We start from the raw sequence: 26113 nt of genomic DNA, 5'->3' as shown, positions 1-26113 counted from the left end.
GACCGCCGACGCCCGACGAGAGGACCGCCAGGTGCCGCCAGAGCCGCCCACACGCCGAGTGCCGGCGCGCGACGCGGGGGGAGGATCGGGGGTCTTCCGCGGCCGCCCGCTGCGGATCGCCGTCAGCGTCGCCGCGGCGCTCACCCTGGTCGTCACCGGCGTCGCATGGCGCGGCATCGATTCGCTGCGCTCGTCGCTCGCCACGGTGGGCGGGCTCACCCTGGGCGACGGCCGGGACGGCGCCCTCGACATCCTCCTGGTGGGCACCGACAGCCGCACCGACGCGCACGGCAATCCGCTGTCCCAGCGCGAACTCGACGCGCTGCGGGCCGGCGAGGAAGTGGCCAACAACACCGACACGATCATCCTGGTCCGGGTGCCGCTCGACGGCACCTCGGCCACCGCCATCTCCATCCCGCGCGACACCTACGTCGAGGTGCCCGACATCGGGATGTCGAAGATCAACGCCGCGTTCGGCGCCACCAAGGAGACCGAGCGGCTGCGGCTCGTCGAGGCCGGCGAGTCCGATGCGGCCGCCGAGAAGGCGGCCACGCAGGCGGGCCGGGAGGCACTGGTCGAGTCGGTCGCCGACCTGACCGGCGTCACCGTCGACCACTACGCCGAGGTCGGCCTGCTCGGGTTCGTGCTGCTCACCGATGCCGTCGGCGGCGTCGACGTGTGCCTGAACAACCCCGTCGACGAGCCGCTGTCCGGGGCGAACTTCCCCGCCGGCGAGCAGACCCTCGACGGCGCGGACGCCCTGAGCTTCGTCCGGCAGCGCCACGACCTGCCGCGCGGCGACCTGGACCGAATCGTGCGCCAGCAGGTGTTCATGGCCTCACTCGTACAGAAGGTGCTCAGCGCGAAGACGCTGAGCAACCCGTCCAAGCTGAACCAGCTCAGCGCGGCCGTGCAGAGGTCGGTGGTCCTGGACTCCGACTGGGACATCCTCGACCTGGCGACCCGGATGCAGGACCTCGCCGGCGGCGCCGTGCAGTTCTCCACGATCCCCGTCCAGGACCTCAACGCGATGACCGACTACGGCGAATCGGTGGTGCAGGTGGATCCGGAGGAGGTGCGCCGCTTCGTCGCCGACCTCGTCGATCCCGGCTCCGGCGACGACGGGTCGCAGCCGACGACGAGCGCGGCACCGGAGGTCGATGCCGGCACGATCACGGTGGACGTCGCCAACGCCGGTGGTGTCGGCGGCCTGGCCTCCCGCGTCGCGGCCGTGCTCGTCGGCGACGGCTTCGTCGAGGGCGGCGTCGGCAACCACACCGGCCGCGCGGTGGACGAGTCGACGGTCTTCGCCGCCGACCCCGAGTCCGACCAGGCGCGTGCCGTCGCGGAGGCGCTCGGCGGCCTGGCTACCGCCGCCGACCCGTCGCTCGACGCCGACACGGTGCGGGTGGTGCTCACCGCGGACTACGCGGGGCCGGGCACGGATGCGAACGTCACCTCCGTGGCCTCCGGATCGGATCTCGTGAGCGCCGGGGCCACCCCGACGTCCGTCCCGGCCGCCCCGCCGATCGACGCCGGCTCCGCCGGCCCCCGCTGCGTGAACTGAGGAACGAGGAAGCTGTGACCACCCTGACCGACACCCTGCTCGATCCGATCCTGGCCGCCGACCCGGCCGGCCCCCGCATCACGTGGTACGACGACGCGTCCGGCGCCCGGATCGAGCTGTCCGCGGTCACCCTGGCGAACTGGGCCGCCAAGACGGCGAACATGGTGCGCGACGAGTTCGGTCTGCTGCCCGGCGGCCGGGTGGCCGTCCTGCTCCCGGCTCACTGGCAGAGTGCCGCGGTCCTGCTCGGCGCATGGTGGGCCGGCGCCGAGGTGGTGCTCGAACCCGACGACGCGGACCTCGCGCTGGTCAGCGCGGACCGTCTCGACGATGTCGCGGACGTCGCCGAGGTCGCCGTCCTCTCGCTCGACGCGTTCGGCCGGCCCGTGCCGGACCTGCCGGTGGGGGTCACCGACTACGCGACGCACGTGCGGGTGCACGGTGACCAGTTCCGCTCCGCCGGGGACGGCGGACCGGTGCTCGACGGACGGACGGCCGGCGAAGTGATCGCGGCGGCCCGGGACGCGGCCGCGGCCGCCGGCATCACCGGCGCGGACCGGGTGCTGTCGAGCCGCGACTGGGGCACCCCGCAGGCGCTGATCGACGGCCTGCTCGCCGTCCTCGCCGTCGGCGCGTCGCTGGTGCAGGTGAGCAACCCGGATCCCGCCGCCACCGACCGACGGGTCGAGAGCGAGAAGGTCACCGCCCGGCTGAACGGCTGACGCGCGGCAGGCTCAGGCGACGTAGCCGCCGTCGGCGAGGCCGGCCTCGATCTCGAACCGGTTGCGGGCACCCGGGTGGCGTAGCTCCTCCCACACGTAGCGGACGGCGAATCCGGCCCCGTACCGCGCCCACTGATCGGCGTGGACCGCCTCGTGCCGCAGGATCCGGCGCGACGGTGGCCGGCCGGTGAGGAACACCCCGCCGATCGTCGTGCCCGAGCGGGCGTAGCCGCCGCGCATCCCGGTGCACACGTAGAGTCCGAACTCGTCGTCGAAGCCGACGCGGCCGCCCCATCCCCGAGCCCACAGCAGGGCCAGGGCCGTCACCGCCCGGGCCTGCGCGTCGCCCCGCGACGCGCGCGACCGTTGCAGGTCGGCACGCGCGTCGCGGGGGCTCACGGGCCCGAGCCTATCCGGCCGACAGTGCCTCCACCGGCGACACCGCCGCCGCGCGCCGCGCCGGAAGCAGCGCCGCGACCACACCGGCCACGCCGCCGGCGACGACGATCCCCAGCAGCTGCAGCCACGGCACCGACGGCAGGACGAGCTTGTCCACGCCGAACACCGACGCGGTCCCGGCGACACCGAGGATCAGTCCGAGCGCGACGCCGAGGCCCGAGGCCACCCCTGCCACGAGCAGCGCCTCCTGCACGAGCAGCGACCGGATGCCGCCGCGGCCGAGCCCGACGGCCCGCAGCAGTCCCGTTTCCCGGCGCCGCTCGAGCACCGACAGGGCCATGGTGTTGCCGACGCCGATCAGGGCGATGAGCACGGCGACCGACAGGAGGCCGCCCACCACGAGCAGCATCGTGTCGAGCACCTGCTCGATGGTGCGGCGCATCGCGACGGCGCCGCCGACCTCGCTGCCCGGGGCGGCCTCGGCCGCGGCGCTCGTGACGGCGCGCTGCGCGGCGGCGATCGCCGCGTCGTCGTCGATGTCGGCCAGCCGCAGCCACACCGCCTCGGTGCGCGTCGCCCCGGTCAGCGCGGGCAGGTCGGCGTCATCGACGAGGGCCGGGGCACCCTCGGTGCCGTCGACCACGGTGAGGGTCCGACGCCCCCGCTCTCCGGCGACGTCGAGCCGGGAACCCGCGGACACGCCGCGTCCGGCACGCTCGTCGGGCGACAGGGCGATCTCCCCCGGTCCCGGCAGCGTGATGTCGGTGCGCAGGGTGCGGCCGACGTCGACCCGATCCACGCCGAGCACGCGCAGGTCCACTCCGCCGACGGCGAGGGTGACCGCCTGCAGGTCCGCGGTCTCCGCGACCCCGTCGATCGTGTGCAGGCGTTCGCCGAGGCCCGCCGGAAGGCCCTCGTCGCCGGCGGCCGTGACGGTCACGTCGACGGGGAACTGGCCGTCGATGGCCGCGGGCGCGCTCGCCTTCACCGTGGCCACGCCCACGACGATCGTCGCGGTGAGGGTGACGCCGAGGATCAGCGCGGTTGCCGTGGCGGCGGTGCGGCGCGGATTGCGGCCCGCGTTGCCGGCGGCGAGCTCGCCCACGGGCCCGCCGATCCGCGCCAGGGCACGCCCCGCACCCTGCACGACCGCCGGGACGATGCGCCGGGTCGCGGCGAGGAATCCGACGAATGCGAGCAGCCCGCCCGCACACGCGACGAGGACGTTGACTCCCAGGACGCCCGCGGTCAGCAGCAGGGCCCCGGCGACGAGGCCGACCGTCGCGACGATGCGACGCAACCAGGACGACCGTGCCGGCTCCGGCGTGCTCTCCATCGGATGGAGCGCGGCCAGCGGCGCGACGCGGGTGGCGGCCCGTCCGGGGCCGGTGGCGGCCAGGACCGTCACGAGGATGCCGACGAGCAGGCCGACGAGGACGGTGAGGGGCCCGACGGCGAGCGATCCGATGGGCAGCGGTGCGTCCCACGCCCGGGCCGCCGCGACCACCGCCGCGGCGAGCCCGATTCCGGCGAGGACGCCCGCAACCGAGGCCACGGCGCCGACGAGCAGCGCCTCGAGCAGGACACTGCGCCGTACCTGTGCGGCGGTGACCCCGACGCAGCGCATGAGGGCCAGTTCCCGGGTGCGGGCGGCAAGCACGACCGCGAAGGTGTTGGCGATCACGAGCGCGGACACCACGACGGCGATCGCACCGAACGCGAGCAGCACGTTGCGCAGCAGGTCGGCGTCGCCGAAGTAGCGCGCGGCCACTGCGGCGGACCGTTCGGCGCCGGTCCGGACGGTCCATCCGGGCAGCGCCTCGGACACCCGGTCGACGAGGTCGGCGGCGGTGACGGTGCCGTCCCCCGCCAGGCGCAGTTCCCACCCCGGTGCGCCGCCGGCCCATCGGTCGACCTGCGCTCCGGTCCCGAACACCGCCGCGTCCGCGGCCTGCGGGGTTCCGGCCAGATCGACCTGCCCGACCACCGTCACGGTCGCGGGCTCGCCGCCCTCGGCATCCGTCACGGTCAGGACCGTGCCGAGCGGCACACCGGTGGTCGAACCGACCGCGATCTCGGAATCGGCGGCGGGCCATCGGCCGTCGGCCAGCCGCTGCCAGCGCAGGGCCTCGTCGCCCCCGGCGGAGGTGACGTCGGCGTACGAGGGCACACCCTCGGGACCGGTGTAGCGCACCGGCGCGGTCAGGTCCACCGCGACGGCGCTCACGCCGGGCACCGCGGCCGCCCGGGCCGCGAGCTCCTGCGGCCGCTCGACGGGCGCCGGCGGCGACTCGGGCGCGGTGACGACGGCGTCGGTGCCGCGGTACTGGGCCGCGAGCGAATCGGTCACCCCGGCGCGCACCGTGTCTCCGAGGACGAGAGTCGTCACGACGTAGGCGACCGCGACGAGGACGGCGAGGACCGAGGAGAGGTACCGGCCGGCGTGTGCCCGGGCCTGGGCGAGCGCCAGCCGTCGCATCAGCGCACCTCCTGGAGCGCGGCGGTGCCGAGGCGGCGCATCGTGTCGAGGACGGTGTCGGGCGTGGGCGCGGCGATCTCGCCGGCGGGCCGGCCGTCCGCGAGCAGCACGACGCGGTCGGCGTAGGACGCGGCCACCGGGTCGTGGGTGACCATGACGACGGTCTGACCGGTCTCGCGCACGCTCGCCCGCAGCAGGCCGAGCACCTCCGCCCCGGAGCGGGAGTCGAGGTTCCCGGTCGGTTCGTCGGCGAAGACCACATCGGGTTGGGGCAGCAGGGCCCGCGCGACGGCGACCCGCTGCTGCTGGCCGCCGGACAGTTCGTGCGGCAGGTGCCGCAGCCGCCCGTCGAGGCCGAGGCGGGTGACGACGTGGTCGCGCCATTCGTCGCTCGGTCGCCGCCCGGCCAGCCGCATCGGCAGCAGCATGTTCTCCTCGGCCGTGAGCACGGGCAGCAGGTTGAACGCCTGGAAGACGAATCCGATGCGGTCGCGCCGTAGTTCGGTCAGCCGCCGGTCCCCTGCCCCGCTGATCTCGTCGTCCCCCAGGAAGATCCGCCCCGAGGTCGCGGTGTCCAACCCGGCGAGACAGTGCATGAGGGTGGACTTCCCGGATCCCGACGGCCCCATGATCGCCGTGAAGGCTTCCTTCTCGAAGGCCACGCTCACCCCGTCGAGCGCACGCACCTCGGCGTCGCCCCGGCCGTACACCTTCACCAGCTCTTCCGCACGCACGGCGGCGGTTCCCACATCGTTGTCGTCCATGCCGTCGACGCTAGGAACCGCGCCGCACCGGCACATCGGAGCGCGGGCGGATCTTCCGGCCGCCGCGGGTCCTACCGTGGTATGACCGGCCGCGACCACGACGGGCGGACGGCCGGAGCCGCGCAGCCGTGCGCCCGCAGGTTCACGGTCCGTCCGCCGCGCCGAGCAGATCCTCCGGCCGGACCAGTCCCGCACGGAACGCGAACAGCACCGCCTGCACGCGGTCCCGCGACGCTGTCTTCGAAAGAACCCTCCCCACATGCGTTTTCACGGTGGCTTCCGACAGCACGAAGCGTTCGGCGAGTTCGGCGTTGGTGAGGCCGTGCGCCATCGCGACGAGCACCTCGAGCTCACGCGGGGTCAACTCCGGCGGAACCCGCACGGCCGGACGACGATCGGGCGCGCCGTCGCCCCCGAGCAGCGGACCGACGTGCCGCAGCAGACGGCGGGTGGCGCGGGGCGCGATCACCGCGTCGCCGCGGTGCACCGTGCGGACCGCGGCGAGCAGATCCTCCGGCGGCGCGTCCTTGAGCAGGAACCCGCTCGCGCCCGCGCCGAGCGCGGAGACGACGTACTCCTCGGTGTCGAAGGTGGTGAGCATCACCACCTTCGGCGCGTGCGGGCGGGTGAGCAGCCGGCGGGTGGTCTCGATCCCGTCCAGGCCGGGCATCTGCACGTCCATCAGCACCACGTCCGTCTCGGCCCGTGCGAGCGCGTCGAGGGCGGCGTGCCCGTCCGCCGCCTCGGCGACCACCGTCAGGTCCGGTTGCGAGTCGAGCACCATCCGGAAGCCGGCCCGCACGAGGTGCTGATCGTCGACGAGACCGACCCGGACGGGTCTCGGCTCCGGGCCCGAGTCCGGCACGGTCTCTCTCCTCTCAGTGGTACGGAAGCAGCGCATGGACACGGTAGCCGCCGCCCGGCGCCGGACCGGCGGACACGGCGCCGCCGTGCAGCCGGGCGCGTTCCGCCATGCCGATCAGTCCCTGCCCGCCCGGGCGGGGCTCGACGAGGGCCGCCGCGCCGCGACCGTTGTCGACGATCTCCACCTCCACGCGTTCGGGCAGCCATGCGAGGCGGACACGGGCGTGGGCGCGGGGGCCGGCGTGCCGCAGCACGTTGGTCAGCGCCTCCTGCACGATGCGGTACACGGTCAGGCCCGTGCCCGCGGGCAGGTCGCGCCGCGGACCGGTGACCGTGAACTCGACGTCGAGCCCGCCGCCCCGCAGATCGGCGATCAGCTCGTCGAGGTCGTCCGGCCCGGGTGCGACGCGGAACTCGCGGGGTCCGTCCTCGCGCAGCACCGCCAGCAGCGAGCGCATGTCGCTCAACGCGCGCCGGCCGGTGTCGGCGATGGCCGTCAGCGCGGACACGGCCTCCTCGGGGTGCTGCGGGGCGGCGTACCGGCCACCGTCGGCCTGGGCGATCACGACGGTCAGCGAATGCGCGACGATGTCGTGCATCTCCCGGGCTATGCGGGTGCGCTCGCCGAGCGCGGCGAGCTCGGTCTCCTTCTCCCGTTCGAGTTCGAGAAGGCGGTTGCGCTCGCTGAGGTTCGCCATCTCCTCCAGGCGCAGATTCCGGATACGCCCGAACGCCCATGCCCCGGCGAGGAATACGACCACGAACACCGCGGACACGGCCATGCCGAGGGCGGAGCGGTCTTCGATGTTCCCGAGGTAGCGGATGCCCGCGAGGGCACCGCCGGCGACCGCCGCGGCGAGGCCGAGGGTGCTCGCCCACCGCGGGCCGTAGGCGGCGAGGGCGTAGACCGCCGCCGGGACGGCCACCGGGGCGACGGGGCTGACCGTCGGCACGGTCGCCAGGTGCACGAACGCGGCGGCGGCGACCACGGCCGTGGCCGGCACCACCCGGGTGCGCCGCCACGCCAGCGGCACGCTCAGGACGAGCACGAGGACCGCGTCCCACCAGCCGGGCTCGGAGGTGGCGACGACGAGCAACCCGAAGGCGGTCAGCAGAGCGGCCAGGACCGCGTCGATGGTGCCGGTGTGGGTGCCGCTCCACCGGTACCACCGCTCGAGGCGAGTGGGGGCGGGCACGGCGCGGCCGTCAGCCCAGCAGCTTCCGCCGCAACGCGTCGTCCTTCTCGAGCACCATCTGCTCGAGGCCCGCCTGGAACTGCTCCATCCGGCCCCGCAGCGCGGGGTCGGCCGCGCCGAGGATACGGGCGGCGAGCAGGCCGGCGTTGCGGGCGCCGCCGATGGAGACGGTCGCGACAGGCACCCCGGCAGGCATCTGCACGATCGACAGCAGCGAGTCCATGCCGTCGAGGTACTTCAGGGGGACGGGCACGCCGATCACCGGGAGCGGGGTCGCGGAGGCGACCATGCCCGGAAGGTGGGCGGCACCACCGGCGCCGGCGATGATCACCTTGATGCCGCGTCCGGCGGCGTCGCGGGCGTAGTCGAGCATGCGCTGCGGGGTGCGGTGGGCCGAGACGACCCCCACCTCGAAGCGGATGCCGAACTCGACGAGCGCCTCGGCGGCGGCCTCCATCGTCGGCCAGTCCGAGTCGCTGCCCATGATCAGGCCGACCTGTGCTCCGTCAGTCACCGTGAGAATCCCATCCGTCGGTCCACACTCCGTGCGAGAGCCAGTGCGCCGCGCGTTCCGCGCGTTCGCGCACCGCCGCCACGTACTGCGGGTCGTCGATCGACCCGGACGCGTCCCCGAGCACGTTGACGTGCCCGATCTTGCGGTCCTTGCGCTCGCCCTTGCCGTAGAGGTGCACACGCACGTCGGGCATCCGGGCGAACAGGTGGTGCAGCCGCTCGTCCATGCTCATCGCGGGCGCCTCGGGGGCGCCTAGGACGTTCGCCATCACCGTCACCGGGGCGATCGGTGACGTGTCGCCGAGCGGGTAGTCCAGCACCGCGCGCAGGTGCTGCTCGAACTGCCCGGTGCGGGCGCCGTCCATGCCCCAGTGCCCGGAGTTGTGCGGCCGCATCGCGAGCTCGTTGACGATCAGCTCGCCGGTCTCGGTCTCGAACAGTTCGACCGCCATGACTCCGACCACACCGAGCTCGGCGGCGATGCGCAGGGCCAGCTGCTCGGCGCCGGCCTCGATGTCGGCCCGCAGGTTCGGGGCGGGCGCGATGACGACGGCGCACTGCCCGTTCAACTGCACGGTCTCGACCACGGGCCAGCTCGCGCCCTGCCCGAACGGCGAGCGCGCGACCATCGCGGACAGCTCCCGCCGCCACGAGACCTTCTCCTCGGCGATGAGCGGCACCCCGGCCGCGAGCTGCTCGGCGACGATCCGCTGCGCCTCGTCCACGTCGTCGGTGATCCACACACCGCGACCGTCGTAGCCGCCGCGCGCCGACTTGATCACGACGGGCCACCCGTGCTCGTCGCCGAACGCGGTGAGGTCGTCGACCGAGGTGAGCTCGGTGAACGGCGGCACCGGGGCACCGAGCTCCGCGAGGCGCCGGCGCATCGCGAGCTTGTCCTGCGCGTAGATCAGGGCCTGCGGCGGCGGCTGCACGCTGACGCCCTCACGCTGGAGCACCTCGAGATGCTCGGTGGGCACGTGCTCGTGGTCGAAGGTCAAGGCGTGGACGCCGGTCGCGGCACTGCGCAACGCGTCGAGATCGGTGTGGCTGCCGAGCACCACGTCGGGGCTGACCCGCGCGGCCGGATCGTCCGGGCTCGCGGCCAGCACCCGCAGGGTCTGGCCGAGCGCGATCGCGGCCTGGTGGGTCATCCGGGCGAGCTGGCCGCCGCCGACCATCGCGACGACCGGCATACCGGTGGGCAGCGTGCGGGGAGGGTGCGAAGGGGCGTCGCCGGCCGCGGAGGCGGGAGTCGCGGCGGCCGAGTCCGGGGGTGTAGCGGTCACGGCTCACCATGGTGTCACAGCGGGCGGCGGGCGCGGCGCCGCGCTCCCGCGCGACACCCCGTCGTTCCTGTGGTAAAGCTGATAAACCGCCCGCGGGTTCGTGTGTTCGGATCCCGGTTTCGTAGACTCGTCCGGGTGTCTTTCGTCGATGCTGCCGTGAACCGAGTCCCCGAGCCTCTGCGGGGCCTGTTGCTGCGGCACCACGAGTTGATCAAGTTCGCAATCGTCGGCGGCACCACCTTCGTCGTCGACTCGGTCATCTTCTACACCCTCAAGCTCACGGTGCTCGAGGAGAAGCCGGTGACCGCCAAGGTCATCGCCGGGGTGATCGCGGTGATCTGCTCGTACGTCCTCAACCGGGAATGGTCGTTCAAGAACCGGGGCGGCCGGGAGCGGCACCACGAGGCGCTGCTGTTCTTCGCCGTCAGCGGCATCGGCGTGGTCCTCAGCTTCATCCCGTTGTGGATCTCGAGCTACGTGTTCGACCTGCGGGTGCCGAACGTCAGCCTCACCATGGAGAACATCGCCGACTTCGTCAGCGCCTATCTCATCGGCAATCTGCTGCAGATGATCTTCCGGTTCTGGTGCTTCCGCCGTTTCGTGTTCCCGGAGGAGATGAACCCCGGCGAAGACGACGTTCCCGAGCACGAGGAACTCGCCGAGGAAGGCCTGGGACACTCCTGAGTCCGGTCCCCGCCGCCGCGGGTCAGCCGAATCCGGTCCCCGCCGCCGCGGGTCAGCCGAATCCGGTCCCCGCCGCCGCGGGTCAGCCGAATCCGGTCCCCGCCGCCGCGGGTCAGCGTGGTTCCCGGATCCCCGCGGGGGCGGACTCGTCGCGGGTCGAGCCGAGGAACAGGGCGAACAGGGCGGGCCGCCGGCGTTGCAGTTCGAGGCGCCCGCCGTCGGCCTCGGTCAGGGCACGGGCGAGCGCGAGGCCCACCCCGGTCGAGCCGGTACCCGAGAAGCCGCGGTCGAAGATGTGCGGGGCCAGCTCGTCGCTGACGCCGTCACCCTCGTCGGTCACCTCCACGCACACGGTCGATCCGCCGCCGTGGGTCGATACCCGCCGCACGGACACCGTGCACGTTCCACCGCCGTGCATGAGGGCGTTGTCGACCAGCACCGCGACGGCCTCGCGCAGCCGGGATCCGGTCACGCGGCTGCGCAGCGACGGATCCCCGCTCAGCAGCAGTTCCCGGCCCGCCTCCTTGTAGGGCCCCCGCCAGTCCGCGATCACCCCCGCCAGCTCCCCCACGACGGACACCTCGGTGCGCAGCTCGGAGCCGCTGTTACGGGACGCGCGGACCAGCTCGTCGATGGCGGTGGTGAGCCGGTCCACCTGGCGCATCGCCTCCTCCGCCTCCTCGACGACGGCCGGGTCGGCGTGGGTGGACAGCTCGTCGAGGCGCAGCCGCACCGCGGTCAGCCGGGACCGCAGCTGGTGCGAGACGTCGCCGACGAGGGCGTGCTCCCGCTGCAGGCGCCCGGCGATCTCCACGGTCGCGGCGTCGAGGACGTCCGAGACGCGGTCGAGTTCCGGGATGCCGTGCCGGCGTGGATCGGGCCGGAAGTCGCCCTCGGCCAGCCGGCGGGCCCGTGCCGCGACGTCGCGCAGAGGGTCGGCCAGCCGCCGCGCGGTGACGACGGCGACGACGGCGCCGACGGCCATGGACAACAGCACCAGCAGCGTCACCCCGACCAGGACCTGCCGCTGCAGCAGGCGCATGTCCTCGGACGGCGCCTCGAGCCGCAGGGATCCCGACGTTCCCATCGACAGGGACTCGACCAGGGGGTTCGGGACTGCGGCGGCGCCGATGTCGAGGCGGGCCGCGGCGTCCTCGGGGGTCGGGTAGACGACGAGGAGGCGGCCGCCGTCGGGAACGACGAGCCGCAGCGAACTGGTGTCGAGGCCGCCGACGACCAGGCCGTCGGCGCCCTCCTGGGCGATGATCTCCGCGGACATGCGGTCGAGCCGGTCCTGCAGGTCCCTGCGCGCGGTGTCCTCGACGAACAGCCAGGCGGTGTAGGCGAGCGGGACTCCGAGCAGCAGGGCCACGAGCAGCGAGCCCGCGAGGACCGCGAACAGGATTCGGCGGCGCACTCCGGTCCCGTCAGTCGGTGTTCAGGCGGAAGCCGACGCCGCGGACGGTGGCGATGCGCCGCTCCCCGGCCGGGCCCTCGTCACCGATCTTGCGGCGCAGCCAGGACATATGCATGTCGAGAGTCTTGGACCCGCGCAGGTCGGCGTCGCCCCACACCTCCTGCAGGATCACGTCCCGCGAGACCACCTGGCCGGCGTGCTCGAGCAGCACCCGCAACAGTTCGTACTCCTTGTTGGCGAGGGTGACCTCGGAGCCGTCGACGAGCACGCGCCGGGCCGCCCGCTCGAGCCGGATCCCCGCGACCTCGACGATGTCCTCGGGCTCGCCGCCGCCACGGCGGCGCAGCAGCGCCCGGACCCGGGCCATGAGTTCGGCGAGCCGGAAGGGCTTGCCGACGTAGTCGTCGGCGCCGGCATCGAGGCCGACGACGAAGTCGACCTCGTCGGTACGGGCGGTGAGCATCAGGACGGCGAGGTCGGAGCGGTGGGCCCGGATCTGCCGGCACACCTCGAGGCCGTCGATGCCAGGCAGCCCGAGGTCGAGGATGAGCAGTTCGTAGTCACCGGACAGGGCCCGTTCGAGCGCGGCGGGACCGGTCTGTTCGACGGTGACGTCGTATCCCTCCCGGCCCAGCGCCCGGGACAGGGGCGCGGCGATGGCTTCGTCGTCTTCGGCGAGCAGGACTGCGGTCACGGATCCAGCGTACGGATCGGCACCGGCCGTCCGGCGCGTTACCAGGCTTTGCGACTCGGCCCGTCGGGTCGGGGTTCCCGGTCCCGCGCCGGGTCGGCGTGGAACGCCTGCTGGTACAGCAGGGCATGCACGCGCTGCACGTCGGGGATGTCGTCGAACTCGAGCGGATCGTCGGCCGCGGAGACGATGACGAGGGTGCCGGTGCGCAGGATCCGGTCCAGCAGGCCGTGCCGGAACTGCACGTTGCTGATGCGGCCCATCGGGATGTCGATGCCGGAGTGGGTGAGCACGCCCTGCCGGACGAGCACCCGCCGGTCGGTGACGATGAAGTGGGTCGACAGCCAGCTCACGAGCGGCGCCAGGCACTGCCACGCGACGATCGCCGCCCACAGCACCGCGAGCACGATCGTCAGCGTGCTCGCGGTGGAGCCGTCGAGCCGGGCCTGGCTCAGGCCGAGCAGGAATCCCGCGAGCGCGGTGGCGACCAGGAAGATCGCCGCCGGCACGATGAGCATCTTCCAGTGCGGGTGCCGGTGCAGCAGCAGCCGTTCCTCGGGGGCGAGGGCGTCCTCCGGGTATCCCATGCCGGACACGATGGCACAGCCGCAGCGCCGGGCGCCCGTGCCGGGTCAGGGCACTGGGCGCAGGTGGGTGATGTCCCCGGCCGACACCGCGATCGGCTCGCCACCGTCGTCCGGGGTGATGACGATGCGGCCCTGCTCGTCGATGTCGACCGCGACGCCGTGCAGTTCCGTGTCGCCCGGCAGGACCGCCCGCACCCGGCGGCCGAGCGTGCCGCACCGGTCGCGGTAGGCAGCGGCCAGCCCGGCGACGTCCCAGCCCGCGACGTACCACTGCTCCCACCGGCGGCCGAGTTCGCGCAGCAGGGCCTCGGCGAGTGCGGTGCGATCGAGTTCGGTCGCCCCGGCGAGCGCGAGCGACGTCGCGGTGGGAACCGGCAGCTCGTCCTCGGTGAGCGAGACGTTGAGGCCGATGCCCACCACCACGACGGGCTCGGGGTGGGTACCGGCGACCTCGGCGAGGATGCCGGCCACCTTGCGACCCTCGACGAGCACGTCGTTGGGCCACTTCAGTTCGGCGTCCACTCCGGTGACCGAGCGGATCGCGTCGACGGTGGCGATGCCGGCCAGCAGCGGCAGCCAGCCCAGGTCGGCGAGGTCGATGCCGGGCATGCGCAGCAGCACCGAGACGATCACCTGGGCGCGGGGAACACCGGCCCATCCACGCGAGTGCCGGCCCCGGCCGCCGTGCTGGAACTCGGCGAGCAGGACGCGGCGGTCGGCTCCGGGTTCGCGAGCGGCCGCGAGCAGGTCGGCGTTGGTCGAGGCGGTCTCGGTGACGACGTCGAGGCGCCGGTAGAACGCGTCGGGGTCGGCGCCACGCACGAGCGCGGCGCGCAGCCGGGCGGCATCCAGCTCGCGCCGCACGGGCGCGGGGTCGACGGGCGGGCGCTGCGGTTCGGGTTCGGTGGGCATCCGCACAGCCTAGGATGGGCAGCGAAACGTACTCGCCGGTAGCTTCAGTTCAATGATTCAACACAAGCGGGGCCTCGGTGCGCGATCGCTGACTGACGCTCGCTAAGCTCATGGGCCATGACCACTGTCCAGGAGCCGTCCGCGCCCGAGGCGGCGAGTACGCCCGATATCCACACGACTGCCGGCAAGCTGGCGGACCTGCGCAATCGCCAGGCTCAGGCTCAGGCCCCGAGCGGTGAGGCCGCCGTCGAGAAGGTGCACGCGAAGGGCAAGTTGACCGCCCGCGAGCGCATCGAAGCGCTGCTCGACGAGGGCTCGTTCGTCGAGCTCGACCAGCTCGCCCGGCACCGCAGCACCAACTTCGGCCTGGCCGAGAACCGCCCGGTCGGCGACGGCGTCGTGACCGGCTACGGCACCATCGACGGCCGCGACGTGTGCGTGTTCTCGCAGGACGCGACCGTCTTCGGCGGCAGCCTCGGCGAGGTCTACGGCGAGAAGATCGTCAAGGTCATGGACCTGGCGCTCAAGACCGGCCGCCCGCTGATCGGCATCAACGAGGGGGCGGGCGCGCGCATCCAGGAGGGTGTCGTCTCGCTCGGCCTCTACGGCGAGATCTTCCACCGCAACGTGCAGGCCTCCGGGGTGATCCCGCAGATCTCGCTGATCATGGGCCCGGCCGCCGGTGGACACGTCTACTCCCCCGCCCTGACCGACTTCGTGGTGATGGTCGACCAGACCAGCCAGATGTTCGTCACCGGTCCCGACGTCATCAAGACCGTCACCGGTGAGGACGTCACCATGGAGGACCTCGGCGGCGCGCACACCCACATGGTCAAGTCCGGTGTCGCGCACTACGTCGCCGACGGCGAGCAGGACGCCCTGGACTACGTCAAGGACCTGCTGTCCTACCTGCCGAGCAACAACCAGGCCGCCGCGCCGCGCACCGAGCCGACCGACCCGATCCTCGGGTCGATCGAGGAGTCGCTGACCGAGGAGGACATCGAGCTCGACACGCTGATTCCCGACTCGGCGAACCAGCCGTACGACATGCACGAGGTGATCCGTCGCCTGCTCGACGACGACGAGTTCCTCGAGGTCCAGGCCGAGCGCGCCCAGAACATCATCGTCGGCTTCGGCCGCGTCGACGGCCGGTCCGTCGGCATCGTCGCCAACCAGCCGACCCAGTTCGCCGGCTGCCTGGACATCGACGCGTCGGAGAAGGCCGCGCGCTTCGTGCGCACCTGTGACGCGTTCAACGTCCCGATCGTCACGCTCGTCGACGTGCCGGGCTTCCTGCCGGGCACCGAGCAGGAGTACAACGGCATCATCCGCCGCGGCGCCAAGCTGCTGTACGCGTACGGCGAGGCCACTGTCGGCAAGATCACCGTCATCACCCGCAAGGCCTACGGCGGCGCGTACGACGTGATGGGCTCGAAGCACATGGGCGCGGACGTCAACCTGGCCTGGCCGACCGCGCAGATCGCCGTCATGGGCGCCTCCGGTGCCGTCGGCTTCGTCTACCGCAAGCGCCTGCTCGAGGCGGCCAAGAACGGCGAGGACGTCGACGCGCTGCGCCTCGAGCTGCAGAACGAGTACGAGGACACCCTGGTGAACCCGTACGTCGCCGCCGAGCGGGGCTACGTCGACGCGGTCATCCCGCCGTCGCACACCCGCGGGCAGATCGTGGCGGCCCTGCGGCTGCTCGAGCGCAAGATGGTCACGCTTCCGCCGAAGAAGCACGGGAACATCCCCCTCTGACGGCCGCACGGCCGAGACCATCCCGGCCGGCTCGGTCCTTCCGAGCCGGCCGGGCCACGACCCCACGAGAGGGACGACATGACTTCGAACGCGCAGCGATCCCGCTCCCGCGTCCTGCCCACCGGCTCCGGTAGCCTCCCGGGAGGTGTGTTGTGACTGCGGTAGCTGAGGAGAAGACCATCATCGACACCGAGGTGACCGAGGTCGCGGCGGCCGAGGAGGCCCCGGCGGCGGCGCCGGCGGCCGAGACCGCCGCTCCCGAGGCGGCCGCGGCGATCCGGATCGTCAAGGGCCGGCCCTCGGACGTCGAGATCGCCGCGCTGGTGGCGGTGCTCGCCGCGGCCTCCGGGTCCGCCGCCCCGGCAGCGGACGACCGCCCACGCGAGACGTGGGGCGACCCCACCCGGATGCACCGCCGGACGGCGCCGTTCTCGCCGTACTCGTACCCGAACCTGGGCTGATCATGGCGAGGCTGGTGCTCGCGTCGGCGTCCCCGGCCCGGTTGTCCGTGCTGCGGTCGGCCGGCGTCGCGCCCATCGTGCGGGTGTCCGCGGTGGACGAAGATGCGCTCGCCGCCGCACTCGGTCCCGGGGCACCGCCCGCGGTGGTGGTCACCGAACTGGCCCGCGCGAAGGCGGCGGACGTGGTGCCCGGCCTGGTCCGGGACAGCCTCGGCGACGACACCCTCGTCGTGGGCTGCGACTCGATGCTGCTCGTCGACGGGCAGTTGCAGGGCAAACCGGGGACGGTCGAGGTGGCGCGCGAGCGCTGGCGGGCGATGGCGGGACGCAGCGCCGACCTGCTCACCGGGCACAGCGTCCTGCGCCTGCGCGACGGCGAGGTCGTCGCCCAGGCCGCCGACCACAGCAGCACCACCGTCCACTTCGGCCGCCCCACCGAGGACGACCTCGAGGCGTACCTGGCCAGCGGCGAGCCGCTGCAGGTGGCGGGGGCGTTCACGCTCGACAGCCTCGGCGGCTGGTTCGTGGAGCGCATCGAGGGCGATCCCTCCTCGGTGATCGGGATCGGCCTGCCGCTGGTGCGTCGGCTCCTGGCCGACGTGGGGGTGTCGGTGGCGCGGCTGTGGGCCGCGAACACGGCCGAAAGCCCTTCAGTTTAGGCTTGCCTTGCCTTAGCATCGGGGCATGAGCGATTCCCGTGCCCTGCCCATGTCCGAGCGCGACTCCGCACACCTGCCCGGCCACTGGCTGCTCGCCCGGCTCGGCAAGCGCGTGCTGCGCCCCGGAGGCGCGGGGATGACCACCCGCCTGCTCGTCGATGCGGACATCGAGGGCAGCGACGTCGTCGAACTCGCGCCCGGCCTCGGCCGCACCGCGCGGGAGATCCTGGACCTGGCGCCGCTGTCGTACACCGGCGTGGAACACGACGAGGCCGCGGCCGAGCTGACCCGCGCCGCGATCGGCGACCACGGCCGCTGCGTCGTCGCGGACGCCGCTGCCACCGGCCTCCCCGACGCCGGCGCCGACGTCGTCGTCGGGGAGGCCATGCTCACCATGCAGACCGACGCGGCCAAGGCGCGCATCGTCGCCGAGGCCGTGCGGACGCTGCGCCCGGGCGGCCGGTACGCGATCCACGAACTCGCCCTCGTCCCCGACGAGCTCGACGATGCGGTGAAGACGGAGATCCGGCAGGGCCTGGCCCGTTCCATCAAGGTCAATGCCCGGCCGCTCACCGTCGCCGAGTGGCGAACCCTGCTCACCGAGGCGGGCCTGAGCGTCGACGTCGTGCGGCTCGCCCCGATGGCGCTGCTGCAGCCCGCCCGGTTCGTCGCCGACGAGGGCGTCCTCGGCACCCTGCGCTTCGTGCGCAACGTGCTGCGCGACGGCGACGCCCGCACGCGGGTGCTGGGCATGCGCGCGACGTTCACGACGTACCGCAGGTCGATCGCGGCCGTGGCGATCGTCGCGACGAAGCCGCGGTAGCCTGCGGTCGTGAGCCCCGCCGCCGCGCCGCAGCCCGAACCCGCGACCCCCGCCCTGTCGTATCTCGCCGACGTCCGCGACGCCGTCGAGCCCTACCCCGACCGGCCGCGCCCACAGCGCGTCCTCGTGGCCGAGGGCGCCCGCGTGGTGATCTTCGCGTTCGACGCCGGGCAGGAACTGCGCGAGCACACGGCCGCGTTCCCGGTGCTGCTGCAGGCCCTCACGGGCCACCTGCAGGTCACCGCCGACGGGCGCACCGTGGATCTCGAGCCCGGCGGGGTGGTGCACATGACCACCCGCCTGCCGCACGCGGTGCGGGCCGTCGAGCCGTCCCGGCTCATGCTGACGATGCTCGATCCAGCTGCGCGCTGAGCGCCGCCGCGATCGCGGCCGCCTTCGCCTTGGCCCGGTCCGCGTTCGCGCCGGCGAACAGCGCGTCGACGCTGTCCGTCCACAACCGCACCCAGCGGTCGAAGCGCGCCGCGCCGAGACCGTGCTGCCGGTGCAGGGCCGTGTGCACCGGAACCAGCCGGCCCCGATAACGGCCGGTGCCGAACAGGACCTGCTCCCAGAAGTCCCCGACGACCGGCAGGTGCTCGTCGAGACCCACGACGGCCAGCGTCGCGAACGCCGCCTCGAGGTCCGGATCCGTCAGCGCCCGGTCGTAGAACCGGCGCAGCAGCCGATCGATGTCGGCGCGCGTCGCGAGGTCGGTCGGGGCGGACGGGGAGCGCAGCACGTGTCCCGACGGTACCGCCTAGAATCGACGGCGCACCTCGTCGTCACCGGATTGCCGATCACCGAACTGTCACCACTGCCTCAGGAGCCACCTGTGCCCGTCGCGCCCGACGCCAACCCGTCCTTCGCCGCCTACGCCGATCCGACCCGCCTGGTGTCGACGGAGTGGCTGTCCGCCCATCTGGGTGCGCCCGAGGTGAAGGTCGTCGAATCGGACGAGGACGTGTTGCTCTACGACGTCGGCCACATCCCCGGCGCCGTGAAGATCGACTGGCATCTCGACCTCAACGACCCGGTCACCCGCGACTACATCGACGGCACGCGGTTCGCCGCCCTCATGGACCGCAAGGGCATCCGCCGCACCGACACGGTCGTCGTCTACGGCGACAAGTCCAACTGGTGGGCCGCGTACGCGATGTGGGTGTTCACCCTGTTCGGCCACGAGGACGTGCGCCTGCTCGACGGCGGCCGCGACGCCTGGATCGCCGAGAACCGCGACACCACCCTCGACATCCCGGTGAGCACCACCACCGGCTACCCGGTGATCGAGCGGGACGACGCCGCGATCCGGGCGTTCAAGGACGACGTGCTGGACCATCTCGGCAAGGGCCCGCTCGTGGACGTGCGTTCCCCGCAGGAGTACACCGGCGAGCGCACCCACATGCCGGACTACCCCGAGGAGGGCGCCCTGCGCGGCGGCCACATCCCCACGGCCGTGTCCATCCCGTGGGCCCGCGCGGCGGCGCCGGACGGCCGGTTCCGGTCGCGCCCCGAGCTCGAGGAGATCTACGCCGACATCGCGCCGGACTCCGACGTCATCGCCTACTGCCGCATCGGGGAACGGTCCAGCCACACCTGGTTCGTGCTGACCTACCTGCTCGGCTACCAGCACGTGCGCAACTACGACGGGTCGTGGACCGAGTGGGGCAACGCGGTGCGGGTGCCGATCGTCAAGGGCGAGGAGCCCGGAGAGGTGCCGGCCCGGTGACCCTGCCCGCTCCCCTCGCCGAGATCGTCGACGATTTCGCCGCCGTCGAGGGCCAGGACAAGCTGCAGCTGCTGCTCGAGTTCAGCCGGGAACTCCCGCCGATTCCGGCCGAGCTCGAGGAAGCGGCGATGGAGCCGGTCCCCGAATGTCAGTCGCCGCTGTTCCTGTCGGTCGATACGGCCGACCGGGAGCACGTGCGGCTGCACTTCAGCGCGCCCCCCGAGGCCCCGACCACCCGCGGATTCGCATCGATCCTGCATCAGGGGCTCGACGGTCTCAGCGCCGAGCAGATCCTCGAGGTGCCCGACGACTTCTACTCGGCCCTCGGGCTGGCCGACGCGGTCAGCCCGCTGCGCCTGCGGGGAATGAGCGCGATGCTGGCGCGCATCAAGCGGCATCTGCGTTCCTGAGATGCCATGGAGTTCACCGAACTCGAGGACTACCCCATCCCGGCGGGTGTACTGACCGAATGGCTGCCGTGCGTCGCAGCGGATGCCTGGAGCACCGATCCGCGACCGGTGTCGTACGTGCACGAGGCACATCTGCGGCGCACCGCGGGCAGCCGGTACGGCGACGTCCCGGACGCGTGGCTGGGCACCGCCTTCGAGGTCGCGGGACGCCTCGAGGAGGAGCCGTTCCGGCGCGCCCTGGAGCGGTGGATCGACCGGCACGAACCGCTGCGCAGCCAGGTCGTCCTGAGCGGTGACGGCGCCGTCGGCTCCGGCGGCGTGACCCGGCGGACCGCGCCGCCGGGCGCGGTGTCGGTCCGATTCGTCCGGCACCTGCCGTCCGCCCCGGACGACATCCGCGAGCACCTCGAGCAACTGCTGGCCGACTGCACCGAGCCGCACACGTGGCCGGCGTATGTCTTCGCCACCCTCGAGCCCGAGGACGGGGACGCGTCCGCGGCGTCGTTCACGGTGTTCTTCGCCGCCGACCACGCCGTCGCCGACGCCTACTCGGTCGTGCTGGTCGCCCACGAGATCACGGCCCTGTACGAGCAGGAGCGGTCCGGCCGGCCGGCCGGACTGTTCCCCGTGGGCAGCTACATCGACTTCGGTGCCGCGGAGCGGGCGGACGCCGCCGATCTGGCCGGCGAGCACGAGGCCGTGCGGATCTGGCGGGAGGCCCTGACCGCCGGCGGCGGCGCGATGCCCGAGTTCCCGTTGCCCCTCGGCCCCCGGCCGGCCGGTGCGGTGCCGCAGCGCCGTCTGTCGACGCGGATGCTCGACGACGACCGGGCCAACCGCTTCGCCGCCCGCTGCCGGGAGGCCGGGCACGGCTTCTTCGCCGGCACGCTCGCGTGCCTCGCCCGCGCCACGGTCGAGCTCGCCGGGGTCGACCGGTTCCGGACGATCGCGCCGTCCCACACCCGCAGCGGTCCGATGTGGGCCGGGGCCCTCGGCTGGTTCGTGGGGCTGCGCCCGGTCGACATCGATGCGGCCGGGGCCACGGACTTCGCGACGCTCACGGCGCGCGCCGGCGCCGAGCTGCGCCGCACGCGGGCGAGCGCCCGGGTGCCGTTCGACCTGGTCGGCGAACTGCTCGAGGTACCCATGCGACCGCGATTCCTGGTGTCCTACATGGACGTTCGCTTCGTCCCCATGGCCGCGCAGTGGCCGCAGTGGAACGCCCGGACGCTGCGCAGCCGCAGCTACACGCACGACGTGTTCCTGTGGTTCAACCGCAGCCCGAAGGGAGTGAACCTGGCGGGCCGGTTTCCCGACACGCCGACCGCCGCGGCCAACGTGCCGTCGTTCGTCGAGCGGGTCCGGGAATTGATGCACGAGGCGAGCGAGGGCCGCGAGTGGGACACGCCGGAACACGGGAACGAGGGCGCTTCCGCTACCGGCCGGTAATGTTGCCGGGTTCCGGGCGACCCGTAGGGTGTAGGGGCTATCCGGTTACATCGTCTATCGGATTGGCGCCTACACTCCCAGAGACGGCAATAACCTAACGATCGATCAACAGGAGGCTCCGTGCCCAGTCATGCCAGCGCGCACATCACGAAGGTGCTCGTCGCCAACCGCGGCGAGATCGCTGTGCGGGTCATCCGAGCCGCCAAGGATGCCGGTTACGGGAGCGTGGCCGTCTACGCAGAACCCGACGCCGACGCCCAGTTCGTGAAGCTCGCCGACGAGGCATTCGCGCTCGGTGGCCAGACCTCCGCCGAGTCCTACCTGGTGTTCGACAAGATCCTCGACGCCGCCCGCAAGTCCGGTGCCGACGCGATCCACCCCGGCTACGGCTTCCTGTCCGAGAACGCCGACTTCGCGCAGGCCGTGATCGACGCCGGTCTGATCTGGATCGGCCCCTCCCCGCAGGCCATCCGCGACCTCGGCGACAAGGTCACCGCGCGGCACATCGCCGAGCGCGCCAAGGCACCCATGGCCGCCGGCACCAAGGATCCCGTCAAGAACGCCGACGAGGTCGTCGAGTTCGCGAAGCAGTACGGCGTGCCGGTCGCGATCAAGGCGGCCTTCGGTGGTGGCGGCCGCGGCATGAAGGTCGCGCACACCATCGAGGAGATCCCCGAGCTGTTCGAGTCCGCGACCCGCGAGGCCATCGCCGCCTTCGGCCGGGGCGAGTGCTTCGTCGAGCAGTACCTCGACAAGGCGCGCCACGTGGAGGCGCAGGTCATCGCCGACCAGCACGGCAACGTCATCGTCGCCGGCACCCGCGACTGCTCGCTGCAGCGCCGCTTCCAGAAGCTCGTCGAGGAGGCCCCCGCGCCGTTCCTGACCGACGAGCAGCGCCGCCGCATCCACGAGTCCGCCAAGGCCATCTGCCGCGAGGCCGGCTACTACGGCGCCGGCACGGTCGAGTACTTGGTCCAGGGCGACACGGTGTCCTTCCTCGAGGTCAACACCCGCCTGCAGGTCGAGCACCCGGTCACCGAGGAGACCGCCGGCATCGACCTGGTGCGCCAGCAGTTCCGCATCGCCAACGGCGAGAAGCTCGAGCTCACCGAGGACCCGGCCCCGCGCGGGCATGCGTTCGAGTTCCGCATCAACGGTGAGGACGCCGGCCGCGGCTTCCTGCCGGCCCCCGGTCCGATCAGCGTGTACCGCGAGCCCTCGGGCCCGGGCGTGCGCGTCGACTCCGGTGTGGTGCAGGGCGACGTCATCGGCGGCCAGTTCGACTCGATGCTCGCCAAGCTGATCGTCACGGGCGAGACCCGCACCCAGGCCCTCGAGCGTGCTCGCCGCGCCCTCGCCGAGTTCGAGGTCGACGGCCTGGCCACCGTGATCCCGTTCCACCGGCACATCGTCGAGCACCCCGCCTTCGTCGGGGACGGCGAGAAGTTCGACGTCTACACCAAGTGGATCGAGACCGAGTGGGAGAACACCGTCGAGCCGTACACCGGCGGTGGGGTCGCCCCCGAGGACGAGGACGAGGCGCTGCCGCGGCAGAACGTCGTCGTCGAGGTCGGCGGCCGCCGCGTCGAGGTGTCGCTGCCCGGCCAGTTCACCCTCGGCGCCGGCGGCGGTGCCGCCGGTGGGGCGCTCCGCAAGAAGCCGAAGCCGCGCAAGCGGGGCGGCGCCCACGGCGGCAAGGCCTCCGGTGACGCGGTGACCGCGCCGATGCAGGGCACCGTCGTCAAGGTCGCGGTCTCCGAGGGTCAGGAGGTCGCCGAGGGTGACCTGATCGTGGTGCTCGAGGCCATGAAGATGGAGAACCCGGTCAACGCGCACAAGGCCGGCGTCGTCACCGGCCTGTCGGTCGAGCCCGGCGCCGCCATCACCCAGGGCACGGTGCTCGCCGAGCTCAAGTAGCAGTTCCGCCTGCGACGGCGCGCCCCGCGAATCCTCGGATTCACGGGGCGCGCCGTCGTTCGTTCCGGGACTAGGGTGGTGATATGGCCGATTCACCGGAGGTCCGTATCGGCACGGCCGAGCGCGAACAGGCCCAGCGCCTGCTCGGCGAGCACTTCGGTGCCGGTCGCCTCACCCTCACCGAGTTCGAGGACCGCAGCGGCCGCATCGCCGCCGCCGTCACCCGCCGCGATCTCGCGGTCCTGTTCACCGACCTGCCCACCGTGACCGGCCGGGCCGACGGGCACCGGCGCGGGTGGTGGCTTCTGGTCCCGGTGGTGGTCCTCGGACTGGTCGCGTTCTACCAACTCCTGGAACCGAACGTGTGGATCATGACGGGCGCGACGGTCGCCGCCACCGTCGCCGTCCTTGCCGCCCGCGCCCGCAGCGGACGACCGCGCACGGCCGAGCCGGCCTTTCTCCGCGACGTTCCGCCGCTCCCCGCCCCCGCCGCCCGGGACCCGCACTCCCGGGACCCACAGCCATCCGCGACGCGCGACGTCCCGGACCTGGTGTGGCTGCTGACGATGAGCATGTTCGCCGTCGCGCCGGCGCTGGTGCTGCGGCACCCCATCGCGCTGCTGATCTCCGCCGTCGCGCTGATCCTGATCATCTCCCGGGCATTCCGGACCGGGACCGGCGGGACCGGTCGCTGACGACCCATTAGTGTGGACCCATGGCCGACTCCCCCGAGGTCCGCATCGGCACCGTCGAACGCGAACAGGCACTGAACCTGCTCGGTGAGCACTTCGGTGCGGGCAGGCTCACCCTCGTCGAGTTCGACGAGCGCAGCGCGAAGGCGGCCGCCGCCACCACCCGCGCCGAACTCGACGCCCTGTTCACCGACCTTCCCCCGGCGACCCCGAACACGCCTGCGCCGGTGGACGACACCGCGAAGGCCGAGCAGCGGGAGAGGTGGCGCACCGCCGCCATGGGGCTGATCCCCCTCGTCGCCCTCCTGCTGTTCTTCGTCTTCGACAACTGGTTGTGGTTCCTGCTGATCCCGGCCGCAGGCATCCTGTACTCCGCGACCAAGGGCACGAAGGGCGGCTGCTGAGTGGACCCCGTCGAGATCAACGCCGGCAACTGGTACCTGCTCGCCGAACGCCCCGACGAGTGGGCCGCCGGCACGGGCTACCACTGGTCGGTGCGGGAGGCGACGACCGCCGATGTCGAAGCCACCGTGGAACTCCGGCCCGACGGGACGCTGACCGGGTCGGCCGAACCCGGTTGCGAGGATGCGCTGGCCGCCGCGTTGGCCGCCGTGCGCCGGTTCGCCGAGAGCGCCTGGAACATGGCGGTCACCGAATCTACATGACCGCCCGGTTCGTTCCGGTGGCGCTCACGCTCGTGGTCGTCACCGTGCTGCTCATGCTGCCGGGCGATACGACTCCGTCGGCGTTCCCGCACGCCGACAAGATCACGCACGCACTGATGTTCGCGGTGCTCGCGTACGCATCCCGCTTCGCCCGGATCCCGCCCGCCGCGACCGTCGCGTGGCTCGCGGTGTACGGGGTGGTCACGGAGGTCCTGCAGGCGACCGTCGCGGTCCGGCGGTCGGGGTCGGTGTGGGACTGGTGCGCGGATCTGCTCGGCGTGGCGATCGGTGTCACGGTGTTCGCGGCCGTACGCCGACGGAGTCGCTCGGAACCGTAGGGCCCGGCGCCTGCGCCGTCCGCTCCCCCGGCCCTCATTCCAGGAGTCGTTGCCGTAGCAGCGCCCAACCGGAGTCCGTGAGCCCCAGGGCGTCGCTCAGGTAGCGGTCGAACGACCCGAACGCCTCCTCCGCCGCCGCGAGCGCCGTCGCGAGGTACTCGGCGCGGACACCGAGGACGGATTCGAGGTCCCCGCGGGGCACCCCCTTCGCCGTGAGCGCTTCGAGGACCGGGGCGAACACCGGCAGCAGCCGCTCGTTGGTGAGCAGGTAGTCCTCGAAGACGGTGTCCTCGTCCACGCCCAGCGCGAGCAGCAGGACGGCCGACGCCCACCCCGTGCGGTCCTTGCCGGTGGTGCAGTGCACGAGCACCGGGTCGGCGTCGCCGGTCAGCAGGGTCTGCAACAACGTCCGGTATGCGGCGCGGGCGCTCGGCAGCAGGACGAAGTCACGGTAACTGCCCCGCAGGTATTCGGCGCCGCGCCCGTCCCCGAGGACCTCGCGGGCGAACGCGGCGTCGGTCAGAAGCTCCTTCATGTGCGCGGCGATCGAACCGTGCTCGCGGTCGGCGAGCACGTCGAGGGCGAGGGTACGCACACCCTCCGGGAGCCGGTCCGGCGCCGCCTGCCGCTCCGGTTCGGTCCGCAGGTCCACGACAGTCGCCAGGCCGAGCCCGGACAGCACCCGCGCATCGGCGTCGGTCACCCGGCTCAGGTCGGTGGACCGGAAGACGATGCCCCGGCGCACCGACGCACCGTCGCGCGTGGCGTATCCACCGACATCGCGCAGGTTCGGTATCGAGGTCGCTTCGGGACCGGGCATCGGCCCTCGGGAGGTGGGGGTACCGGGACGACCGGCGGAGTCCGACATGCGCCCACCCTAACCGGGTCGGTTCACCCGTCCGGATCGGTGCACCCGGTCCGATCCGCCGGAGCGGCGCCGGGCGCACGCGGAGATCCGGGCGATCGACGCGAGTGCCGGATTCGCCGGCAGCCGAGTGTCACAGGACCCACCCACTACCGCGTGAGGGCGCGGATCACGTCCTTGATGCTCGCGTCGTCGGGCAACACGAGCGGCAGCAGGTTCGTGAGGGCATTCACGATGATGGTGAACCGCATGACCTTCTCCTTCGG

Annotated in this window: 28 protein-coding genes and 1 pseudogene; 16 read left to right on the top strand and 13 right to left on the bottom strand. The window is 72.8% G+C overall.

What is annotated here, in order from left to right; translation table 11 throughout:
* Nucleotides 1–31 precede the first annotated feature (31 nt).
* On the top strand, nucleotides 32–1567 hold the full coding sequence (locus tag JYA75_RS14515; RefSeq protein ID WP_081637050.1) for an LCP family protein: 1536 nt from the start codon (nucleotides 32–34) through the stop codon (nucleotides 1565–1567).
* Nucleotides 1568–1581: 14 nt separating this feature from the next.
* On the top strand, nucleotides 1582–2289 hold the full coding sequence (locus JYA75_RS14510; RefSeq protein WP_043801451.1) for a TIGR03089 family protein: 708 nt from the start codon (nucleotides 1582–1584) through the stop codon (nucleotides 2287–2289).
* Between the two features lie 12 nt (nucleotides 2290–2301).
* Here JYA75_RS14510 and JYA75_RS14505 read toward each other — a convergent pair whose 3' ends face one another.
* The 7 genes from JYA75_RS14505 to JYA75_RS14475 all read right to left on the bottom strand — a co-directional run bounded on the left by JYA75_RS14505 (nucleotide 2302) and on the right by JYA75_RS14475 (nucleotide 9700).
* Nucleotides 2302–2661 (bottom strand): hypothetical protein, encoded by a 360-nt coding sequence (locus JYA75_RS14505; protein WP_037201800.1) that lies wholly within the window; start codon nucleotides 2659–2661, stop codon nucleotides 2302–2304.
* A 37-nt stretch (nucleotides 2662–2698) separates the two neighbouring features.
* Nucleotides 2699–5167, bottom strand: coding sequence for an FtsX-like permease family protein (locus JYA75_RS14500; protein WP_203330129.1), 2469 nt, complete (start codon nucleotides 5165–5167; stop codon nucleotides 2699–2701).
* Entirely contained in the window at nucleotides 5167–5931 is a 765-nt protein-coding gene (locus tag JYA75_RS14495) for an ABC transporter ATP-binding protein (protein ID WP_203330128.1), read from the bottom strand. Before JYA75_RS14495 ends, JYA75_RS14500 begins: the two co-directional genes overlap by 1 nt.
* A 142-nt stretch (nucleotides 5932–6073) precedes the next feature.
* On the bottom strand, nucleotides 6074–6796 hold the full coding sequence (locus JYA75_RS14490) for a response regulator transcription factor (protein WP_029544636.1): 723 nt from the start codon (nucleotides 6794–6796) through the stop codon (nucleotides 6074–6076).
* A gap of 13 nt (nucleotides 6797–6809) precedes the next feature.
* The gene (locus JYA75_RS14485; RefSeq protein ID WP_065922395.1) at nucleotides 6810–7991 is read right to left on the bottom strand and encodes a sensor histidine kinase; all 1182 of its coding nucleotides are present in this window, start codon (nucleotides 7989–7991) and stop codon (nucleotides 6810–6812) included.
* A 10-nt stretch (nucleotides 7992–8001) separates the two neighbouring features.
* A complete protein-coding gene (gene purE / locus JYA75_RS14480; protein ID WP_006939559.1) occupies nucleotides 8002–8505 on the bottom strand; it encodes a 5-(carboxyamino)imidazole ribonucleotide mutase in 504 nt (167 codons plus the stop codon).
* The gene (locus JYA75_RS14475) at nucleotides 8498–9700 is read right to left on the bottom strand and encodes a 5-(carboxyamino)imidazole ribonucleotide synthase (protein ID WP_202917709.1); all 1203 of its coding nucleotides are present in this window, start codon (nucleotides 9698–9700) and stop codon (nucleotides 8498–8500) included. Before JYA75_RS14475 ends, purE begins: the two co-directional genes overlap by 8 nt.
* A 228-nt stretch (nucleotides 9701–9928) precedes the next feature.
* Between JYA75_RS14475 and JYA75_RS14470 the strand changes: the two genes are divergently transcribed.
* Nucleotides 9929–10477, top strand: coding sequence for a GtrA family protein (locus tag JYA75_RS14470; RefSeq protein WP_029544643.1), 549 nt, complete (start codon nucleotides 9929–9931; stop codon nucleotides 10475–10477).
* Nucleotides 10478–10589: 112 nt separating this feature from the next.
* Here the strand turns inward: JYA75_RS14470 and JYA75_RS14465 are convergent, their stop codons facing one another.
* The 4 genes from JYA75_RS14465 to JYA75_RS14450 are packed head-to-tail and all read right to left on the bottom strand — an operon-like array spanning nucleotide 10590 to nucleotide 14084.
* On the bottom strand, nucleotides 10590–11894 hold the full coding sequence (locus JYA75_RS14465) for a HAMP domain-containing sensor histidine kinase (protein WP_006939562.1): 1305 nt from the start codon (nucleotides 11892–11894) through the stop codon (nucleotides 10590–10592).
* 10 nt (nucleotides 11895–11904) lie between these two features.
* Nucleotides 11905–12588, bottom strand: a complete 684-nt coding sequence (locus JYA75_RS14460; RefSeq protein WP_006939563.1) for a response regulator transcription factor — start codon at nucleotides 12586–12588, stop codon at nucleotides 11905–11907.
* A 38-nt stretch (nucleotides 12589–12626) separates the two neighbouring features.
* A complete protein-coding gene (locus JYA75_RS14455) occupies nucleotides 12627–13172 on the bottom strand; it encodes a PH domain-containing protein (protein WP_006939564.1) in 546 nt (181 codons plus the stop codon).
* A gap of 45 nt (nucleotides 13173–13217) precedes the next feature.
* Nucleotides 13218–14084 carry a biotin--[acetyl-CoA-carboxylase] ligase gene (locus JYA75_RS14450; RefSeq protein ID WP_029544649.1) on the bottom strand — a complete coding sequence of 289 codons (867 nt, stop codon included), beginning with the start codon at nucleotides 14082–14084 and terminating at the stop codon, nucleotides 13218–13220.
* Nucleotides 14085–14201: 117 nt separating this feature from the next.
* Here JYA75_RS14450 and JYA75_RS14445 point away from each other — a divergent pair, with 117 nt between their 5' ends.
* From JYA75_RS14445 to JYA75_RS14425, 5 genes are all read left to right on the top strand, one after another.
* Complete coding sequence (locus JYA75_RS14445; protein ID WP_006939566.1) at nucleotides 14202–15842, top strand: acyl-CoA carboxylase subunit beta; 1641 nt, start codon at nucleotides 14202–14204, stop codon at nucleotides 15840–15842.
* A 152-nt stretch (nucleotides 15843–15994) separates the two neighbouring features.
* On the top strand, nucleotides 15995–16303 hold the full coding sequence (locus tag JYA75_RS14440; RefSeq protein ID WP_006939567.1) for an acyl-CoA carboxylase subunit epsilon: 309 nt from the start codon (nucleotides 15995–15997) through the stop codon (nucleotides 16301–16303).
* A gap of 2 nt (nucleotides 16304–16305) precedes the next feature.
* Nucleotides 16306–16962 carry a Maf family protein gene (locus tag JYA75_RS14435; protein ID WP_203330127.1) on the top strand — a complete coding sequence of 219 codons (657 nt, stop codon included), beginning with the start codon at nucleotides 16306–16308 and terminating at the stop codon, nucleotides 16960–16962.
* Nucleotides 16963–16987: 25 nt separating this feature from the next.
* Nucleotides 16988–17785, top strand: a complete 798-nt coding sequence (locus tag JYA75_RS14430; RefSeq protein WP_203330126.1) for a class I SAM-dependent methyltransferase — start codon at nucleotides 16988–16990, stop codon at nucleotides 17783–17785.
* Between the two features lie 9 nt (nucleotides 17786–17794).
* Nucleotides 17795–18157, top strand: coding sequence for a cupin domain-containing protein (locus JYA75_RS14425; protein ID WP_006939570.1), 363 nt, complete (start codon nucleotides 17795–17797; stop codon nucleotides 18155–18157).
* Here the strand turns inward: JYA75_RS14425 and JYA75_RS14420 are convergent.
* Nucleotides 18123–18524 carry a group III truncated hemoglobin gene (locus JYA75_RS14420; protein WP_029544655.1) on the bottom strand — a complete coding sequence of 134 codons (402 nt, stop codon included), beginning with the start codon at nucleotides 18522–18524 and terminating at the stop codon, nucleotides 18123–18125. The genes JYA75_RS14425 and JYA75_RS14420 overlap by 35 nt on opposite strands.
* A gap of 93 nt (nucleotides 18525–18617) precedes the next feature.
* On the opposite strand from JYA75_RS14420, the gene JYA75_RS14415 reads away from it, so the two are divergent.
* The 8 genes and pseudogenes from JYA75_RS14415 (at nucleotide 18618) to JYA75_RS14380 (ending at nucleotide 24982) form a co-directional block, all read left to right on the top strand.
* Entirely contained in the window at nucleotides 18618–19511 is an 894-nt protein-coding gene (locus JYA75_RS14415; protein WP_044476114.1) for a sulfurtransferase, read from the top strand.
* Nucleotides 19508–19921 (top strand): SufE family protein, encoded by a 414-nt coding sequence (locus JYA75_RS14410; protein ID WP_006939577.1) that lies wholly within the window; start codon nucleotides 19508–19510, stop codon nucleotides 19919–19921. Before JYA75_RS14415 ends, JYA75_RS14410 begins: the two co-directional genes overlap by 4 nt.
* A 6-nt stretch (nucleotides 19922–19927) precedes the next feature.
* Nucleotides 19928–21370 carry a condensation domain-containing protein gene (locus tag JYA75_RS14405; RefSeq protein WP_065922391.1) on the top strand — a complete coding sequence of 481 codons (1443 nt, stop codon included), beginning with the start codon at nucleotides 19928–19930 and terminating at the stop codon, nucleotides 21368–21370.
* 120 nt (nucleotides 21371–21490) lie between these two features.
* Nucleotides 21491–23287: an acetyl/propionyl/methylcrotonyl-CoA carboxylase subunit alpha gene (locus tag JYA75_RS14400; RefSeq protein ID WP_006939582.1), complete on the top strand. Its 1797-nt coding sequence runs from the start codon at nucleotides 21491–21493 to the stop codon at nucleotides 23285–23287.
* Nucleotides 23288–23370: 83 nt separating this feature from the next.
* Nucleotides 23371–23547: pseudogene (locus JYA75_RS28820) on the top strand (DUF1707 domain-containing protein); the annotation flags it as partial.
* Between the two features lie 455 nt (nucleotides 23548–24002).
* Entirely contained in the window at nucleotides 24003–24383 is a 381-nt protein-coding gene (locus tag JYA75_RS14390; protein ID WP_006939585.1) for a DUF1707 domain-containing protein, read from the top strand.
* Nucleotides 24384–24644: a hypothetical protein gene (locus JYA75_RS14385; RefSeq protein ID WP_006939587.1), complete on the top strand. Its 261-nt coding sequence runs from the start codon at nucleotides 24384–24386 to the stop codon at nucleotides 24642–24644.
* Nucleotides 24641–24982, top strand: a complete 342-nt coding sequence (locus JYA75_RS14380) for a VanZ family protein (RefSeq protein WP_185712847.1) — start codon at nucleotides 24641–24643, stop codon at nucleotides 24980–24982. The genes JYA75_RS14385 and JYA75_RS14380 overlap by 4 nt, the downstream gene beginning before the upstream one ends.
* A gap of 34 nt (nucleotides 24983–25016) precedes the next feature.
* On the opposite strand, the gene JYA75_RS14375 is transcribed toward JYA75_RS14380, so the two are convergent.
* The gene (locus tag JYA75_RS14375) at nucleotides 25017–25802 is read right to left on the bottom strand and encodes a tyrosine-protein phosphatase (RefSeq protein WP_185712848.1); all 786 of its coding nucleotides are present in this window, start codon (nucleotides 25800–25802) and stop codon (nucleotides 25017–25019) included.
* Nucleotides 25803–26113: the final 311 nt, after the last annotated feature.

The sequence above is a fragment of the Rhodococcus sp. PSBB066 genome, from assembly GCF_017068255.1.
GTDB lineage: Bacteria > Actinomycetota > Actinomycetes > Mycobacteriales > Mycobacteriaceae > Rhodococcus > Rhodococcus aetherivorans.
Note: the sequence above shows the minus strand (reverse complement) of the source record. Positions and strands in the feature narration are given on the sequence as shown.